Origin of the sequence: Mesorhizobium sp. M6A.T.Ce.TU.002.03.1.1 (genome assembly GCF_003997275.1) — a bacterium.
Classification (GTDB): Bacteria; Pseudomonadota; Alphaproteobacteria; order Rhizobiales; family Rhizobiaceae; genus Mesorhizobium; species Mesorhizobium mediterraneum.
Genome location: NZ_RZTI01000009.1, coordinates 58,028 through 74,540, shown reverse-complemented (window position 1 = coordinate 74,540; position 16,513 = coordinate 58,028). Strand labels below are relative to the sequence as shown.

The 16,513-nt window shown below is 60.3% G+C and carries 14 protein-coding genes; 8 read left to right on the top strand and 6 right to left on the bottom strand.

Going from position 1 to position 16,513, the window contains the following annotated elements:
- From EOC93_RS04975 to EOC93_RS04960, 4 genes are all read left to right on the top strand, one after another.
- Positions 1–758 (top strand): sugar ABC transporter permease (locus tag EOC93_RS04975; protein WP_245461367.1); only part of this gene is annotated, 758 nt, incomplete at its 5' end.
- Positions 755–1,639: a carbohydrate ABC transporter permease gene (locus tag EOC93_RS04970; protein WP_095486314.1), complete on the top strand. Its 885-nt coding sequence runs from the start codon at positions 755–757 to the stop codon at positions 1,637–1,639. The genes EOC93_RS04975 and EOC93_RS04970, both read left to right, overlap by 4 nt.
- 2 nt (positions 1,640–1,641) lie before the next feature.
- Positions 1,642–2,712: an ABC transporter ATP-binding protein gene (locus tag EOC93_RS04965; protein WP_127204016.1), complete on the top strand. Its 1,071-nt coding sequence runs from the start codon at positions 1,642–1,644 to the stop codon at positions 2,710–2,712.
- A gap of 63 nt (positions 2,713–2,775) precedes the next feature.
- Complete coding sequence (locus EOC93_RS04960) at positions 2,776–5,151, top strand: glycoside hydrolase family 3 C-terminal domain-containing protein (protein WP_245461366.1); 2,376 nt, start codon at positions 2,776–2,778, stop codon at positions 5,149–5,151.
- A 711-nt stretch (positions 5,152–5,862) separates the two neighbouring features.
- On the opposite strand, the gene EOC93_RS04950 is transcribed toward EOC93_RS04960, so the two are convergent.
- The 6 genes from EOC93_RS04950 to EOC93_RS04925 form a co-directional block, all read right to left on the bottom strand.
- Positions 5,863–7,464: a GMC family oxidoreductase N-terminal domain-containing protein gene (locus EOC93_RS04950; protein ID WP_095486317.1), complete on the bottom strand. Its 1,602-nt coding sequence runs from the start codon at positions 7,462–7,464 to the stop codon at positions 5,863–5,865.
- A gap of 60 nt (positions 7,465–7,524) precedes the next feature.
- Positions 7,525–8,562: an extracellular solute-binding protein gene (locus EOC93_RS04945; RefSeq protein ID WP_095486318.1), complete on the bottom strand. Its 1,038-nt coding sequence runs from the start codon at positions 8,560–8,562 to the stop codon at positions 7,525–7,527.
- Positions 8,563–8,665: 103 nt separating this feature from the next.
- Complete coding sequence (locus tag EOC93_RS04940; RefSeq protein WP_095486319.1) at positions 8,666–9,454, bottom strand: ABC transporter permease; 789 nt, start codon at positions 9,452–9,454, stop codon at positions 8,666–8,668.
- Positions 9,451–10,350 carry an ABC transporter permease gene (locus EOC93_RS04935; RefSeq protein WP_095486320.1) on the bottom strand — a complete coding sequence of 300 codons (900 nt, stop codon included), beginning with the start codon at positions 10,348–10,350 and terminating at the stop codon, positions 9,451–9,453. The genes EOC93_RS04940 and EOC93_RS04935 overlap by 4 nt, the downstream gene beginning before the upstream one ends.
- A complete protein-coding gene (locus EOC93_RS04930; protein WP_127204015.1) occupies positions 10,347–11,441 on the bottom strand; it encodes an ABC transporter ATP-binding protein in 1,095 nt (364 codons plus the stop codon). Before EOC93_RS04930 ends, EOC93_RS04935 begins: the two co-directional genes overlap by 4 nt.
- Before the next feature lie 92 nt (positions 11,442–11,533).
- Positions 11,534–12,664 (bottom strand): branched-chain amino acid ABC transporter substrate-binding protein, encoded by a 1,131-nt coding sequence (locus EOC93_RS04925; protein ID WP_095486322.1) that lies wholly within the window; start codon positions 12,662–12,664, stop codon positions 11,534–11,536.
- Between the two features lie 191 nt (positions 12,665–12,855).
- Here EOC93_RS04925 and EOC93_RS04920 point away from each other — a divergent pair, with 191 nt between their 5' ends.
- The 4 genes from EOC93_RS04920 to EOC93_RS04905 are packed head-to-tail and all read left to right on the top strand — an operon-like array spanning position 12,856 to position 16,426.
- Positions 12,856–13,773 carry a branched-chain amino acid ABC transporter permease gene (locus EOC93_RS04920; RefSeq protein WP_095486589.1) on the top strand — a complete coding sequence of 306 codons (918 nt, stop codon included), beginning with the start codon at positions 12,856–12,858 and terminating at the stop codon, positions 13,771–13,773.
- 1 nt (position 13,774) lies between these two features.
- Positions 13,775–14,950 (top strand): branched-chain amino acid ABC transporter permease, encoded by a 1,176-nt coding sequence (locus EOC93_RS04915; RefSeq protein ID WP_095486323.1) that lies wholly within the window; start codon positions 13,775–13,777, stop codon positions 14,948–14,950.
- Positions 14,947–15,732 (top strand): ABC transporter ATP-binding protein, encoded by a 786-nt coding sequence (locus EOC93_RS04910; protein ID WP_245461365.1) that lies wholly within the window; start codon positions 14,947–14,949, stop codon positions 15,730–15,732. Before EOC93_RS04915 ends, EOC93_RS04910 begins: the two co-directional genes overlap by 4 nt.
- Positions 15,725–16,426, top strand: a complete 702-nt coding sequence (locus tag EOC93_RS04905; RefSeq protein WP_095486324.1) for an ABC transporter ATP-binding protein — start codon at positions 15,725–15,727, stop codon at positions 16,424–16,426. The genes EOC93_RS04910 and EOC93_RS04905 overlap by 8 nt, the downstream gene beginning before the upstream one ends.
- Positions 16,427–16,513 lie beyond the last annotated feature (87 nt).

Genomic DNA, 16,513 nt, shown 5'->3' with positions numbered 1-16,513 from the left:
CGCGTTCGCCGCTGATCCCCATTTACAATTTCGTGGGCTTCGACCAATATATCAAGCTCTTCACGAACCACCGCTGGCTGGTGTCTTGCCTGAACATGGTGATTTTCGGCGTGCTCTACATCGTTGGCACGCTCGCCTTCGGCACGCTGCTTGCCGTTTTCGCCGACCGCCGCATCAGGGCCGAGTCGCTGTTTCGAACCATATTCCTCTATCCGCTCGCCGTATCGCTGATCGTCACCGGTCTTTCCTGGCGTTGGGTGCTCGACCCTGTGAACGGCTTGCAGGGGCTTGTGCGCGGCATGGGTTGGGAGAATTTCAGCTTCGACTGGCTCACCGATCCCGACCGGGCGATCTACACGCTGGTGATTGCCGGCATCTGGCATTCGGCCGGGTTGATCATGGTCATCATTCTCGCCGGCTTGCGCGGCGTGGACGAAGACCTCTGGAAGGCGATCCGCATGGAGGGCATTCCCCTCTGGCGTGCCTATCTGCAAGTCATTTTTCCCGGTATGCGGCCGGTCGTGGCTTCCTGCGTCGTGCTTTTGATGTCGGACGTTATTCGAGGCTACGACCTTGTCATCGCCATGACCAAGGGAGGGCCCGGCATTGCCACGGAAATGCCGGCGAAGTTCGCTGTCGACTATTATTTCGCACGGGTCAATCTCGGCCTGGCTTCCGCCGCCTCGATCGCGATGCTGGTCCTCTCGCTCTTGCTGTTGGCACCTTATTTCTACAGTGAGTTCAGGAGGCGCACGTGACGCGAAGCCTTCCTGGCGAACGCTCCGTGTTCGGCCCACGCGCGGCGCGTCTCGGTCTCTATGCGTTTCTCTTCGCTTCGGCCGCCTTCTTTCTCCTGCCGCTGCTGCTGGTGATCAGCAACTCGCTGAAGCCGATGGAGGAAATCCGCCAGGGCAATCTTCTCGCTCTCCCCGTCAAGCCGACTTTCGATGCGTGGCTGACGGCATGGAAAAGTGCTTGCACCGGGCTCGAATGCGGCGGGGTGCGCCCAGGCCTGTGGAACTCGATCAAGATCACCGTTCCAGCCGTCGTGATCTCGACGCTGGCAGGCGCGCTCAACGGCTATGCGCTGGCGCAGTGGAAGTCACGCCACGCCAACCTGATCATGCTTCTCGTCATGGTCGGCCTATTCATCCCCTATCAGGCGATGCTCTATCCGACGGTGAAGATCCTGAGCAGCCTCAGTCTGTTCCGCACCTATAGCGGTATCATTCTTGTCCATGTCGTCTACGGCTTGCCTTATACGACGCTGCTGTTCCGAAACTTCTACGTTGGCGTGCCGGAGGAGATCAGCCGGGCCGCGCGCATGGAAGGCGCCAGTTTTCTCAGGACGTTCCGGTCCGTCATTCTCCCGCTGTCGACCAACATCCTGGTCGTCGTGGCGATCCTGCAATTCACCGGCATATGGAACGATTATCTGCTCGGGCTGATCTTCGCCGGCAACGACAATTTGCCGATGACGGTTCAGCTCACCAACATCGTCAACAATGCTCGGGGTTCGGCCTCGCCCAATGTCAACATGGCCGCCGCGGTCATCACCGCCATTCCGACGCTCATCGTCTATTTCCTCTCCGGCCGCTATTTCGTGCGCGGCATCGCCGCCGGTGCTGTGAAGGGTTAGCCATGTCCAGTGTATCCATCCGGAAAATCAGGAAATCCTTCGCCGGTCTGACCGTCCTGGATTCGGTCGACATGGAGATCGCTCCCGGCGAATTCATCGTCATTTTAGGTCCGTCGGGGTGCGGAAAGTCGACCCTGCTCAACGTGATCGCCGGACTTGACGATTGCGACTCCGGCCAGATCGTGATCGACGCAGTCGATGTCAGCGGCCTGGAGCCAAGCCAGCGGGGACTGGCGATGGTGTTTCAATCCTATGCGCTTTTCCCTGCCATGACCGTGCGGCGCAATCTCTCCTTCGGCATGGAAGTCGCTGGCACGCCCAAGCCGACGATCGTGCAAAAGGTAGACTGGGTGGCGAAGCTCCTGCAAATCGAGGCGCTGCTCGACCGCAAGCCGGGCCAGTTGTCAGGCGGTCAGCGCCAGCGGGTCGCGATCGGCCGAGCGCTCGTGCGCTCATCCAGCATCTGCCTTTTCGATGAGCCGCTGTCGAACCTCGATGCCAAGCTGCGCGCCGAGACGCGCGTCGAGCTCAAGCAACTGCACGAGACGCTGAAGTCCACCATGATCTATGTGACGCATGACCAGATCGAAGCCATGACAATGGCCGATCGCGTGGCCGTGATGCACAAGGGCAGGGTCGAGCAGTTCGCTCCTCCGCAGTCGATCTACGAGAAGCCGGCAAGCCTCTTCGTCGCCGGCTTCGTGGGATCGCCTGCCATGAATCTTCTTGAGGGCAGCCTGGACGGCGCGGGGCGCTTTCTGGTCGGCCAGCGCAGCATCGGCTCTTCCGCCTATCCTTTCGAAGATCCGTCAACCGCGGGCGAGGCGGTGCTCGGCATTCGGTGCGAGGACATCGACGTCGTCGAGCCGGGTTCGCCTGACAGCATTCCCGCCAAGCTCGCCTTCACCGAACTTCTGGGCGCCGATGCCCTCGGCTGGTTCGACTGCCTGGGCAAACGCATGAGCGTCAGGCTCGGCGTCGATGCCGCCCGCTCGATGCGCAAGGAGGTCGGCCTTCGGTTCGACATGGCGAAGGCTTCCTTCTTTTCAGCGTCGACCGAACGGCGGCTGTGAGGAACACGAGAACTCAATCAACCGGCGGCACAAACGCCGCCGAGGCATCCATGGAGACTTCGGTTGTCGTATGAAAAGCTGATGGATGGCGCGTTCGATGCGCTGATCGAAGAGATGACGGATGCGGAGAAGGTGTCGCTTGTTTCGGGCCACCGCATGTGGAAGACGGCGGCGATCGAGCGTCTGGGCATCCCGCAGATCGTCATGACCGACGGCACCTACGGAGTGCGTTACTCCATCCCGCAGATCCATCAGGATGAAGCCGGGGGCCAGGATTTCGCGGCGTTTCTCTCCGTCGTCGACCAGAAAGCCGATGACGTGCAGATTGCCTGGGGACAGGTCAGACCCGCGACCTGCTTTCCAAACGGATGCAGCATCGCCTGTTCGTGGGACACAGACCTTGCGCGTGGGTTGGGCGAGGCTCTCGCACGCGAATGCCAGGAATTTGGCGTTCATCTGCTGCTCGGACCGGGGATCAATATCCGTCGCACCCCGCTCGGCGGCCGTTCCTACGAATATTATTCCGAAGACCCGATCCTTACAGGGGATTTCGCGGCGGGCGTCATCGGCGGTCTGCAGGAGAACGGCGTCGGCGCGTCGTTAAAGCATTTCGCCTGCAACAATTCCGAAGTCGAGCGAACGACCATGGATTCCGTGGTCGAGGAACGCGCGCTGCGGGAAATATATTTCGGCGGCTTCGAGCGCGCGATCGCCAAAAGCAATCCCTGGACTGTCATGAGTTCCTACAATCGCTTGAACGGCGTCCAAGCTGCCGAGAACCCTTGGCTCCTCGACGAGGTGTTGCGAGGGGAGTGGGGTTATGACGGCGTGGTTGTCTCCGATTGGCACGGCATCAAGGATCGACCCGCCTCGCTGGCGGCCGGCAACGACCTCGACATGCCGGAAAGCGAAACGCGCAAGGCCGACCTGCAGGAGGCGATCAAGGCGGGCAGGATAGACCGCGCCGTGCTCGACAAGGCCTGTGCACGCATGCTCGGTCTGATCCGGCGCGCCAAGCGCGGGGAAGCCCGGGGGCGGGTTTTCGATCGTGCCGAGCATCATTCGCTGGCCCGCCGGATGGCGGCCGAATCCATCGTTCTGCTGAAAAACGAGGGCGCACTCCTGCCGATCTCGCCAGCGAAGGTGAAGCGTATTGCGATCGTGGGCGAGGGAGCCCGCACCCCCGTTATCCAGGGCTCCGGCTGCGCCACGACGCCACCGACCTCGGTGGACGTGCCGTTGGACGAAATCCGCAAACTCGCCGGCGCCGATATCCAGATCGAAATCTTCCGGGGCACGAGCGGGATCGCCGAGGACCGCGAGACGCTGATTGTTGAAGCCGAGACGGGTGCCGCCGGGGCCGACGTCGTGATCGTGTTCGTCAATGTCGAGAGCGGCTATGACGGCGAGGGCTCCGACCGCCGCACGCTCGATCTCGCCCACGGCCATGACGAATTGATCGAACGGCTTGCCGCCGCCAATCCAAATCTGGTTGTCGTCATTGCCAGCCCCGACGCCGTTGTCATGCCGTGGATCGACAAGGTGCAGGCCGTGGTCGAAACCTTCTTTTCCGGTCAGGCCATGGGCGGCGGCCTCGCCGATATCCTGTTCGGCCGGGTTAACCCGTGCGGCAAGCTTACCACGACCTTCCCGAAACGAATGGAGGACATGCCGGCCTATCTCACCTATCCGGGCGAGAATGGGCGCCACCTTTACAGCGAAGGCATCCATGTCGGCTATCGGTGGTACGATGCCCGCGACATCGAGCCGCTTTTTTCGTTCGGCTTCGGATTGAGTTTTACCGAGTTCGCCTACTCCGATCTCTCGCTGGACCGGTCGGAAATCCGGCGTGGTGAACGCGTTTCCGCGAGCTTTACCGTTACCAACACCGGAGCGGTGGAAGGCAAGGAAATCTGCCAACTCTACGCCCGTTACGGCAAGCCCCGCCTCAAACGGCCAATCCGCGAACTGAAGGGCTTCTGCAAGGTTGCTCTGCGCTCCGGCGAAAGCCGCAGGGTCAGCATCGAGTTGACAGCGCAGGATCTCTGCGCCTTCGACCCGGCGCGCGGAGACTGGACGCTCGATGGCGATACGATCGGGATCGAGGTCGGTTCGTCATCGAGGGATATCCGGCTGGTGGCGCCTCTGCGAACCATTTCTTCCATCTCGGAACATCGGCCCATCGAATGGGACACACAGCCGGTCTTCGTGCTTCGAAATCCGATCGCACGTCGAAAATTCGTCGCCTTTCTGCAAGGCCAGCTCGGCATCTCAGCGCAGGAGGCGGATACGATGCTGGAGCACTGCGCCAATTCCTTTTTCGGCATATTCACGACCTTCGACCGCCGGCTTCGCCGCAGTTTTCCGAAAGCCGACATCGAAAGACTGCTCTGCGAGATCAATGGCGATACAGATGAGCGGGACTATCAAGCCGCGTAAGCTCTGCACGGGTGCTCCCCTGCCGCAACGACCCAATCGTCTTTGATCTCTATTGGTCAGTGCGCCGCTGAAAAGGTGGATCGTCGGAGTCGGGCGGACGTGCGGTCTACTGGGAATGGCTGGCGCCGGAAGAGCGGAAGGCTGTTGCGGCGATCAAGGCCGCCTTCGATCCGCTGGGCATCATGAATCCTGGCTGCCTAATGCATGTCGCGCAAAAGTGCGCAGCGGTTTTGCGATAACGACATGCATAAAAACAAGAACTTAAAGCGCGTCGCATGAATCCGTTCAAACGCGACGCGCTTTAGTGTCCGGCCGATATTTGTGCCGATTCCGCTCGACGGCACGATTCCCGGCAGCGTTGCAACGGGACCCTCTGCCGCGTCTGGTGGGCCGCGCTCACCCGTAGCGGGAGCAAATCGCGTACACAGCCGCCAGATAGGTGAGTGCAATCGTGACGTAGGAGACCGCGAGTTCGACTGCGATAGAGGTGATTTGAAACAGCATCACCGAGAAAGCCTTTGTTAAGCCTAACTTATTAATACGCGCTAATTCTGACTCTTACCACCCCCCAGAACAAGATACGCAACTACTGTCGGCAGCTTTGCCGTTCAGCATGGGGACCACGCATTGTGCGCACGCTAGCACCTGCGCGGCGCGGCAGGCGCCAAGTCCGATGCGTGTATTTTCTAACGCCGAGACCAAAAGCGGCGTTTACTGGCCCAAGATCATGTCTGAAGCTCTCTGTCCGATCATCATACTGGGCGCATTGGTGTTGCCGCCGATCAACTTCGGCATGACAGACGCATCCGCGACCCGCAAGCCTGCGATGCCGCGCACCTTGAGCGTTGCCGGATCGACGACAGCCATCGCATCCGTCCCCATCTTGCAGGTTCCCACTGGGTGATAAACGGTCAGCGCTTCGGCGCGCAGATAGGCCAGGATTTCGTCGTCGCTACGCACATCCTTGCCCGGCAGCATCTCCCTGCCTCTGATCTCGTCGAACTCGGGTGCGGCAAAGATTTGACGCGCAATCTTGATGCCTTCGACCAGCACCTTGGCGTCCTCCTCGTCGGAGAAGAACCGGTGATCGATCAAGACATCCCGGCTCGATGCATGGCCGGACAATTTGAGTTCGCCAACGCTTTTGGGCCTAAGGACGCAGGTGTGAATTGCGTACCCATGCCCATACTCCAGCAGTCTGCCGCGATGGCTGCGATAGCCGGGCACAAAGTGGAACTGAATGTCGGGAATGCCATCTGCGTACTTCGTCTTGGCAAAGCCGCCGGCCTCGACATAGTTCGTGCTGAGCATGCCCTTTCGGCCGACGAAATACTGAAAAGGCGCTGCTAACATGCGGGGGAGATTCAGCAGCGACAGGCCCAGCGTCTTGGTGCTTGAGGAGCGGACTGTGATCATGCCGTCCACATGGTCCTGCAGGTTCTTGCCCACTCCCGCCAGATTAAGGATCGGATCTATGCCGATCTCTCGGAGCTCGGCCGCCGGGCCGATCCCGGAAGCTAGCAAAATCTTCGGTGAGTTGATCGCGCCGGCCGAGAGCACGATCTCGCGGTTAGCAGATAGCGTCTTCTGCTCGCCCTGGTGCCGCACCCTTACGCCCGCTGCACGCGCCTCCGTTATTTTGAGGTCGATAACCTCGCATTCGCTCAGAACGGTGAGATTTTTGCGATCGAGCACCGGGCGCACGAAAGCGGTGAAACTGCTGAAGCGCTGACCGCGATCTTGCGTGACATTGTATATCCCGAGGCCGAACTGGCTTTCGGCATTGAAATCGTTGTTGACAGGGAGGCCTGAATTGTTCCCGGCTTTGACGAACATCTTTGAAAGCACGTTCGGATCGCGTGGGCTGTCGACCAGCAGCTCTCCGCTTGTGCCGTGGTACTGGGGGTTTTGGCCAAGCAGATTGCGCTCGAGCTTCTTGAAGACGGGAAGCACGTCGCTATACGCCCAACCTGTGCAGCCGAGCCGCGACCACTCGTCATAATCTTGGGCGGCGCCCCTGATATAGACCATCGAGTTGATCGAGCTCGAACCGCCCAGCGCCTTGCCACGATTGACCGGAATCCTGCGGTTATCGAGGTGCGGCTGAGGCACGCCGACAAAGCAATAGTCATAATTCGGATTGCCGTAGAGCGAGAGGATTCCCGCCGGCACTCTCACCCGCACGCTGTTGTCGCTTCCGCCGCCCTCGACGAGGCAGACCCGCACGGATGGGTTCGCGCTCAGGCGATTGGCGAGGACGCAGCCTGCCGAACCTGCGCCAACCACGACATAATCATAAGTATCGGCCGACATTCACCGCGCCTTCAAAGAAAATGGAACGGGCCGGAAATCTTGGTAACCGGCCCGCCGACCTTACTGGAGGAGTTGCGTCCAGACTTTCGTGACAAGTTCCTGGGCTGCAGGCGAACACGCTTCGCCCATTTTCACCGGAACGGTTGGGAAAAGCTCGGGAGCGTTTTCCTTGGAGTAGAGCGCTTTCGTCTCGTCGATCTTCACCGGGGAGGAATGGCCGTAATAATTATACTCGTCCGTCGCGTTGTCGATCTCAGCCATAAAGTCGATGAACTTCTTGGCATTGTCGATATTGGCCGCACCCTTCGGCACGACATAGGAATCCAGCCAGCCGACCAGGCCTTCCTTAGGCATCGCGTACTCAACGTTGGCCTTGTCGTTGCGGCGAACGCGCATGGTATTGCCGTCCCACCAGAAGTGGGCGCCAACCTCGCCGCCACCGATCCGGTTCTCAATATTGTCGCTGGAGTAGGCAGCGACGTAAGGCTTCTGCGCTTGCAAGAGATCCAGAACGCGCTTCATTTCCTGAGGATCTTCGCTGCAATATTTGATGCCGAGATAGTTCTGCGCAGCCGAAACGACTTCGTCAGGTTGCGCAAGGCTGGCGATTTTACCTCGCAGTTCGACCGGCGGCTCAAAATAGGTCTTCCAACTATCGACCGGACCCTTGTAGACGTCGCGGTTGACGGTGTAGCCGGCGTTGCCGAAGGCAAGCGGGATCGAATGATTGCCGGTCGGATCCCACCATGGCTTCTGCCATTCCGGCAGGATTTGCTGGTAGGCAGCCATGGAGCTGGCGCCAATGTCCTCGAGCAGTCCGCTGTCGATCATGATCTTCACGAAATGCTGCGAGGGCGTCACGATGTCGTAGCCGGAGGAGCCTGCCTGGAGCTTCGTCAGCAGATCCTCATTAGACGAGAATGCATCGACGGTGACGTCGATACCCGTTTCCTTTTCGAATTTTGCGACGACGTCCGGAGCGATGGAGTCGGCCCAAGCGTAGATCGAAAGCTTGCCTTCAGCATGAGCCGAGACGCTGAAGGCCAGTCCTAGCGCGCTGGCGACGACGAGTGATGTGACACGCGGATTTTTGAACATGTCGTTCCCCTTAATTTCTTGTTCTCCAAGGCAACGATAGCCCACATGCGCCAGCAATAAATTTGAATTCGCCGATGTGGTGGTTAGGTAAAAACTTGCTTCGCTATCTCTGCCGCTGCAGCAGAAAAGCGACCGTCGCCAGCGCGATAGAGGCCAGCATTATCAATGTCGATATTGCGTTGAGCTGCGGCGACACGCCTTGCTTGATCAGCGAGAAGACGTAAACGGGCAGAGTGGTCGCGCCGCCGGAATTCAAGAGATTGCTGGTGATGAAATCGTCCATCGAGATGACGAACGCAAGCATCGCGCCGCTGAGCACTCCCGGTAGAATGAGCGGCAGAGTTACGCGTCGGAAAGCGATCCATGCCGACGCGTAAAGATCGCGCGCGGCTTCTTCCAGATCAGCATCCATGCCCTGCAGGCGGGCACGTATGGGCAGGAATGCGAACGGGATGCAGAAAGTCGTATGCGCGATGATCAGCTTTACGATGCCATTCGCGAGGCCGATCTGGGAAAACAGGATCAGCGTGGCAACGGCAACGACAATTTCCGGCAGCAGCAGAGGCAGATTGACGACTGTCTCGGAAAGGCCGCGGAAACGAACGTCCCTTCCGCGCACGATTACCAATGCGGCCATTAGAGCCACGATTGTCGAGATCGTGGTAGCGATGACGGCGACGATGAGTGACACCTTCACGGCGGAAACCAGCGCTGAGTTGGATAGCGCCGCCGTATACCAATGAAGCGAAAAACCGCCCCAATTGGAAACGATGCGATTGGCGTTGAACGAGTAGAATACCACCACCGATATGGGCAGATAGAGATAGACGAAGAAAAGCAGGCTGAAGAGCCCGAAACCGGGGTAGCGCCTGACATCGGAACCGTTTGTCATAGTGCGAGCTCCGTCGTTTCCCTCCGTACGGCCCGCAATCCTCTGGCAACAAGGAATATCAGAACTGCCGTCATCAGAACGATGGATATGGCAGCGCCCAACGGCCAATTGCGCGCCGCGCCGAATTGCAGTTGGATCAGATTTCCCATCATCATCGACTTGCCGCCGCCGAGCAGCGTCGGCTCCAGCACTGCGCCGAGGCACGGAACGAAGACCAGAATAGCGCCAGCCAGCATTCCCGGCTGACAGAGAGGCAGGATGACACGGTGTAGCGTGATGAGGCGGCTTCCGTAAAGATCGTGCGATGCCTCGATAAGCGCCGGGTCGAGTTTCTCGATGGAGGCGAAAATCGGCAAAATCATCAGCGGGATGTAGCTGTAAACGAGGCCGATCAGCATGGCGGTGTCACCGAACAGCAAACTGTCCATATCATCGATCAACCCGAGCGCGCGCAACGTCTTTTCGATCACGCCTTCATTGCCGAGAATGATGATCCAGGAGTAGACGCGCACGATCATCGAGACCCAGAACGGCAAGGTTACGAGATAGATCAGAGCGACCTTGAGCGACGGCTTTTGCAACGAGATGAAATGGGCGACCGGGAAGCTGAGGACCAAGCAGATCAGCGTCGTCCCGGCCGAAAGCAGGAGAGTTCTCGCAACGACGATCAGATATTGTGGATTAAATTCGAGCTCGCCCGCCCAGCCTTCATTGAACAGTATCTGCTTGTAGGGTGCGGTGGTGAAAACATATTCGAAACCACCATACGGTCCACGGGTAGAGAACGAGACGAGAACGATGATGCCGACCGGTATGATCAATGTGAGGAACATGATCAGATGCGTCGGCAAAAGCCCCAGCACGTTCCAGCCCGGGCTCTTGATATGCCGCGTCATGCACCGAGGATCCGCACGGATTCGGCGGCAAAGCCGACTTTCACCGACTGCCCGATCTCGAACATCTGGCCGCGGCTGACACTGTTGCGCTTGGAAATGCGCAGCCTGATGCCGCCCGTTTCAACGAGATAGTATGTGTAGCCGCCGAGATAATTGGTGCCCATGATCGTGCCATCGACAGCTATCGGGTTGTCCTGGGCAGGCAGGCTGATTTTCTCCGGGCGTATCGACATGAAGGCCTTCTGGCCGGCGACTGCTTTCTTGTGAGAAGCCGTCAAGGTCATGCCGAGCTGCGTTGTCACGGTCGCCTGCTCGCCGTCGACGGCAATCACCTCGGCGTCGAGGAAATTGGTCTCGCCGATGAAGTCGGCGACGAAGCGGTTTGACGGCTCCTCGTAGATCGCGGCAGGCGTGCCAAGCTGCTGGATTTCGCCATCGCCGAGAACGCAGATGCGATCCGACAGGTCGAGAGCTTCTTCCTGGTCATGGGTGACGAAGACGAAGGTGATACCGGTCTTGCGCTGCAGGATGCGCAGCTCGTCGCGCATAGCCTGGCGTAGCTTCAGGTCGAGTGCCGAGAGGGGTTCGTCGAGCAAAAGGACTTCCGGTTCGGGCGCCAATGCGCGGGCGAGCGCGACGCGCTGGCGCTGGCCGCCCGACAATTGCTGCGGCTTGCGCCCGGCAAATGCCTCCATATGGACCAGACGAAGCATGTCAGCGACGCGCGCATCGCGGCGGTCCTTTGACCAACCCAGGTTTTCAAGCCCGAAGCCGATGTTCTGTTCAACGCTCATGTGCGGAAACAGGGCGTAGCTCTGGAACACGGTGTTGACCCGCCGCTTATGCGGCGGCAGTCCCTGTATATTTGATCCGTGCAGGAAAATTTGCCCCGTCGTTGGCTGCTCGAAGCCGGCGATCATGCGCAACAGCGTGGTCTTGCCGCAGCCGCTCGGGCCAAGCAGCGTAAAGAACTCATTGTCGTAGATGTCGAAGGAAACGGGCTTCAACGCCTGATAGGTGCCGAATACCTTGGACACGCCCTTGATCTCGACAGCCTTTCGAGGTGCGCGCAGGCAGGCCTCGTCATTCATGGTCTGGGCGCTCCGGTAAGTCTTTGCGAGCTCGGGCGATGAAGGATTTTCAACGCCGCGCCACCAAGGGTGGGCGCGGCGTCGATCAGAGGCTACATCTTCTCCCATTTGCCGTTGCGGACGACGAACATGTCGACGTCGATGGCCATGTTTGTTTGTCCGTTCGCGTCGAACGAGACTTCTCCCAGAATGCCGTTGTGATGGATGTCACGAATGGCTTTGCTCAGGGCCTCCTTGTCGTCGATGCCCTTTTCCTTGATGACATCGAGCAGCATCTGCGTGGCCTCATAGGCATATTTGGCGTAGGAACCGGCAGGATCGGTGTAGCCCTTGGTTTCATAGGCCTTACTGAATTCGTCGAGCTTCGGGTTCGACTGTACGGCCGGGGTTCCCGCAATCGTGCCCTCGGCGGCTGCGGCTGCGATCTCGATGAACTTCGGATCGTATATGCCCGAAATTCCGTACATGGGCAGACTGCCTATTCCAAGGTCGGCCATCTGGCTGCGCACAAGCGCTGCTTCGGTGACAACGCCACCGAAGTAGACAGCATCAGGCGCCGCCGCCTTCGCCGTGGTCAGCATGGCACGGAAATCGGTGGTGCCGACCGCGGCTGCGTCCGACGAGACGATCTCTCCGCCAGCAGCCTTGAAGAAATCGCCGAACCACTTGGTGTTGGCCGCGCCGTAGTCGGTCGTGTCGGAGATGATCGCGATCTTCTTGACCTTGCCTTGTTTGGCAATGGCTTCGGCCAGCGGCTTGTTTTCGTTGACCAGCGTTGGCGTCACGCGGGTCACGTTCGCGAAATTCTGCTCGGTGATCTTCGGGCTGACCGCGCCCCAAATGATGAACGGCATCTGCGCGCGATTGAAGACCGGGATCGTCGCCAGCGCGACCGAGCTGTTCCAATGTCCGGTCGCGGCAATCACCGACGGATCGTTGACCAGCTTTTGGGCCGCTGAAACGCCGACGGCCGGATCGGAGGCATCATCGAGGACGATGCCTTCCACCTGGTGCGGATAACCGCTGGCATTGGCTTGCTCGATCGCGAGCAGGAAACCGTTGCGGGCGCCCAGACCCTGCTGGGCGTTTCCGCCGGAGAGCGGTCCAATGAAGCCGAGTTTGATCTGGTCGGCCTGAGCCTGGGCGGCGCCCAGTGCAATGGCGAACAGAGACCCAGCCAGAATTGACGATACGCGGATAAGCGCGCTGCGCCTGTTTTGCATGGTTCCACCTCAATAGAATTATCTGCCGCCGTCGTAGCGACCCGGCCGATCGTGATCGTCGGCTGATCATCAGTGTATTGGCGCGTATTCGGTGATGAAATTCGGAAATTGTGACTCGTGAGTTCGGAGATTCGTTCTGTCCGCACGGCATGGCGGTTGATACCCGTCTGCTCCCGATGGAGGCGAGCACGATGACGGAACTGCTTGTCCAGCAGCTGGTGAACTGGATAACCCTTGGCTGCATCTATGCCTTGCTGGCTATAGGATTTAGCCTGATCTTCGGTGTCCTCAACGTCATTCATTTCTCTCACGGCGACGTCGCAACGACGGCGCCGTTCATCTCGCTGGCGCTCGCCCAGGCGTTAGCGACGGCAGTTGGGGCCTCGAGCCCCGCTTGGCTGGTGATTTCGGTTCCGGCAGCCATGTTCGCCGTCGGATTGATAGGCGTCTTGCTGGACAAGCTGGTTATCAGGCGCTTTCGCGACGCCCCTGCCATGATGGCGCTGGTGGCGACGGTGGCACTGGGTATCGTCATCCGCGAACTGATCCGTCATCTCTATCCACAGGGATCAAACCCGCATGCCTTCCCGCGCCTGGTGTCGGGCATGGCTTTCGAAGTCTCCGGCGTTGCCATCAGCTGGTTCGCGCTGCTCGTGGTTGTGCTGACCGTCGCGTTGGTGGTCATGCTGTTCGTCTTCCTGCGCTTGACCCCGCTCGGCCTGCGCATCCGGGCGGCCTCGGAGGACCGGATCGTGGCGCGGATGATGGGCATCCGTGATGCACGCGTCTTTCGTGCAACTTTCTTCATCGCCTCAGCGATCGGCGCCACTGCCGGCCTTTTGTTCGCGAGCTATGCCGGCGTGACACGGTTCGACTTCGGTGTCATGGCCGGCCTGCTCGGCTTTTCCGCTGCGGTAATCGGCGGCCTCGGCTCGATGCCGGGCGCCATACTGGGCGGACTGATCATCGCTGGCATCGAGGTGCTTGCGCAGACATTTGTGCCCGATGGTGCTTCCTATCGATTGGTGTTCGTCTTCCTGCTCGTCATCGCCGTGCTCATCTTCCGCCCGGCCGGCCTGCTTGGGCGCACCGTCATGGAGAAAGTCTAGCATGCAGGGTAGCGCTTCACTTGCTGCGCCGGGCAAGGCGGCGGCCGCAGTCTTCGCCATCGCCTCGCAACTTTGCGGGGCAGCGTTTCTCTACCTCATTTTGAAGGTTGACGGCGGCTGGCAGGTGGTCGGCCTGCTGGCTTTGCTCGGCTTCGGCTTCTACCTGTTGGAGAGGCTGCCGTGGATCGGCGACTACGCGTTGGCCAGCTTTGCCCGTGCTCCCCTTGTGGCGATGGCTACCGCGGCGGTCATCGTTGTGGCTTTTCCATTCGTCGTCGGCTCGAATACCTATATGCTGCATCTGCTGATTGTCGCCCAGCTCTATGCCGTGCTCGCGCTGGCGCTCAATTTCCAGCTCGGCAGTGCCAACATTCCGAACTTCGCCACCGGCGCTTCCTACGGCATCGGGGCCTATGTGTCGGCGTTGCTGGCGATCAACTTCGGTATCAGTTTCTGGCTGACACTGCCGGTCGCGGCGCTGGCTGCAACACTGTTCGGTTTCATCATCGGCATTCCTTCGATGCGCACGCGTGACACCTATCTGGCGCTGGTCACCATCGCCTTTGGCGTCGTGGTCCAGCAGTTGCTGAACAACTTCAGCTGGACCGGCGGGCCCAACGGACTGGTCGGCATTCCTGCGCCCAGCCTGTTCGGGCATTCCTTCGCCGACCCGCTGGTGATCTTCGGTTGGAAGCTGCCGAGCCAGGCGAACTTCTATTATCTGGCGGCGGCGCTGGTCGTCGTCGCCATCGTCACGGCGCATCGGTTGCATGGCTCGCGCATCGGGCTGGCCTGGAACGCACTGCGCGCCGACGAGATCGCCGCCAAGGCGCAAGGCATCAATGTGGCGTGGTTCAAGGTGTTGGCGTTCGCGGTCGATGCCTTCCTGGCCGCCTTTGCCGGCACGATCTACGCCTTCTACGTGTCCTACATTTCCCCCGACAATTTCACCTTCCTCGTCTCCGTCACCATCATGACCATGGTCATCGTCGGCGGCATGGACAACATTTTCGGCGTCATCGTCGGTGCGTTCATGCTGACCATCCTGCCCGAGAAACTGCGCGCCTTCGCCGACTACCGCCTGCTGTTCTTCGGCGTCGTCATCATCGGCTTCCTGATGATCCGGCCGCAGGGGTTGTTCCCGCAACGCATGCGGCGATACGGGGGCGATCTGTGAGCGCGCTTCTCAAAGTCGAGAATTTGACGATGCGCTTCGGCGGGTTGGTCGCGCTCAACGATGTCAGCCTTTCGATCGACAAGGGCGCGGTGCTCGCCGTCATCGGCCCGAATGGCGCCGGCAAGTCGACGCTGTTCAACGTCGTGACTGGCGTCTACCGGCCGACCTCCGGCCGGGTGACGTTCAACGGCGCCGAGATCACCAGCCGCCCGTCCTATGAAGTCGTCGATCGTGGCATCGCCCGCACATTTCAGTCGTCGCGGCTGTTCTCGGACCTCAGCGTCCTCGACAACGTCATCATCGGGATGCACACCCGCACGAAGACCGGCGTGCTGGATGCGCTGTTCCGGCCGGGCGCGTCGCGCCGCGAGATGGCGGCCTGCGTGGAAAAGGCCGAAATCCTGCTCAAGCTCGGATCCGGCGGTCTGTTCGAACAGCGTTATCGGCCAGCGGGAACGCTAGCGCAGGCCGACCGGCGCCGGCTGGAGATCGCCCGCGCGCTGGCCTCGCAGCCCAAGCTTTTGCTGCTCGACGAGCCGTCGGTCGGCATGGACGATACGGAAACCGACGCATTGGTGGCCGACATCGTGCGGTTGCGCGCGGAAAACCCCGAGCTGTCGGTGATCCTGATCGAGCACGACATGCGGGTGGTCGAGGCTTTCCCGCAGCACGTCACCTGTATCGACTATGGCAGCAAGATCGCCGAAGGCGACTTTGCGGCGGTGCGCGCCGATCCGCGCGTCCAGGAGGCCTATCTCGGGAAGGCGGTCGCCCATGCTTGAGCTGAAGGGTGTCGATACCAGCTACGGGGCGGTGCCGATGCTGCGCGGCGTGGCGATGAGCGTGCATCCCGGCGAACTGGTCTGCCTGCTCGGGCCGAACGGCGCCGGCAAGACGACAACCTTCATGACCGTGTGCGGCGTTGTGCGCGCCCAGCGCGGCAAGGTCGAGGTGATGGGCAGGGACATGGCGACGCTTGGGACGGAAAACCTGGCGTCGCTCGGTGTCGGCCTTGTTCCGGAAGGGCGCCGGCTGTTTCCCAGCCTGAGCGTGATCGAGAACCTGCGTCTGGGCTACGACGCGGTGTCCGGCCGGGGGTCCAATTTCGAGGCGCAACTGGACAAAATGGGTAACCTGTTTCCGCGCATCCAGGAGCGTTTGCGCCAGGTGGCCGGCACTCTGTCCGGCGGCGAACAGGCGATGGTCGCGCTGGCGCGCGCGCTGATCGGCGAACCCAGGCTGGTGATCATGGACGAACCGTCGCTCGGCTTGTCGCCCAAGCTCATCGGCGAGTATTTCGAGATCACCCGGGAGATCCATCGCCGCGGCACGACCATCCTGTTGATCGAACAGAACGCGGAAATGGGGCTGGGCATCGCCGATCGCGGCTATGTCCTGGTCAAGGGCAAAGTCGCCCAGGAAGGACCGGCAAAGGAGCTGCTCTCGTCCAAGGCGGCCAGAAGCCTTTATCTCTGAATCCCGCCGTCCTTTCGTCCGTCTCAATGGCGATGATCCGTGCCCTGCGGTCCACATCTTCGGCCATGCTTCCCGGCATTTAGGGAC

Coding starts and splice junctions, on each gene's coding strand:
- EOC93_RS04965 (WP_127204016.1), top strand. CDS start 1,642: ATGTCCAGTGTATCCATCCGGAAAATCAGGAAATCCTTCGCCGGTCTG.
- EOC93_RS04925 (WP_095486322.1), bottom strand. CDS start 12,664: ATGCAAAACAGGCGCAGCGCGCTTATCCGCGTATCGTCAATTCTGGCT.
- EOC93_RS04940 (WP_095486319.1), bottom strand. CDS start 9,454: ATGACAAACGGTTCCGATGTCAGGCGCTACCCCGGTTTCGGGCTCTTC.
- EOC93_RS04905 (WP_095486324.1), top strand. CDS start 15,725: ATGCTTGAGCTGAAGGGTGTCGATACCAGCTACGGGGCGGTGCCGATG.
- EOC93_RS04920 (WP_095486589.1), top strand. CDS start 12,856: ATGACGGAACTGCTTGTCCAGCAGCTGGTGAACTGGATAACCCTTGGC.
- EOC93_RS04930 (WP_127204015.1), bottom strand. CDS start 11,441: ATGAATGACGAGGCCTGCCTGCGCGCACCTCGAAAGGCTGTCGAGATC.
- EOC93_RS04915 (WP_095486323.1), top strand. CDS start 13,775: ATGCAGGGTAGCGCTTCACTTGCTGCGCCGGGCAAGGCGGCGGCCGCA.
- EOC93_RS04945 (WP_095486318.1), bottom strand. CDS start 8,562: ATGTTCAAAAATCCGCGTGTCACATCACTCGTCGTCGCCAGCGCGCTA.
- EOC93_RS04935 (WP_095486320.1), bottom strand. CDS start 10,350: ATGACGCGGCATATCAAGAGCCCGGGCTGGAACGTGCTGGGGCTTTTG.
- EOC93_RS04950 (WP_095486317.1), bottom strand. CDS start 7,464: ATGTCGGCCGATACTTATGATTATGTCGTGGTTGGCGCAGGTTCGGCA.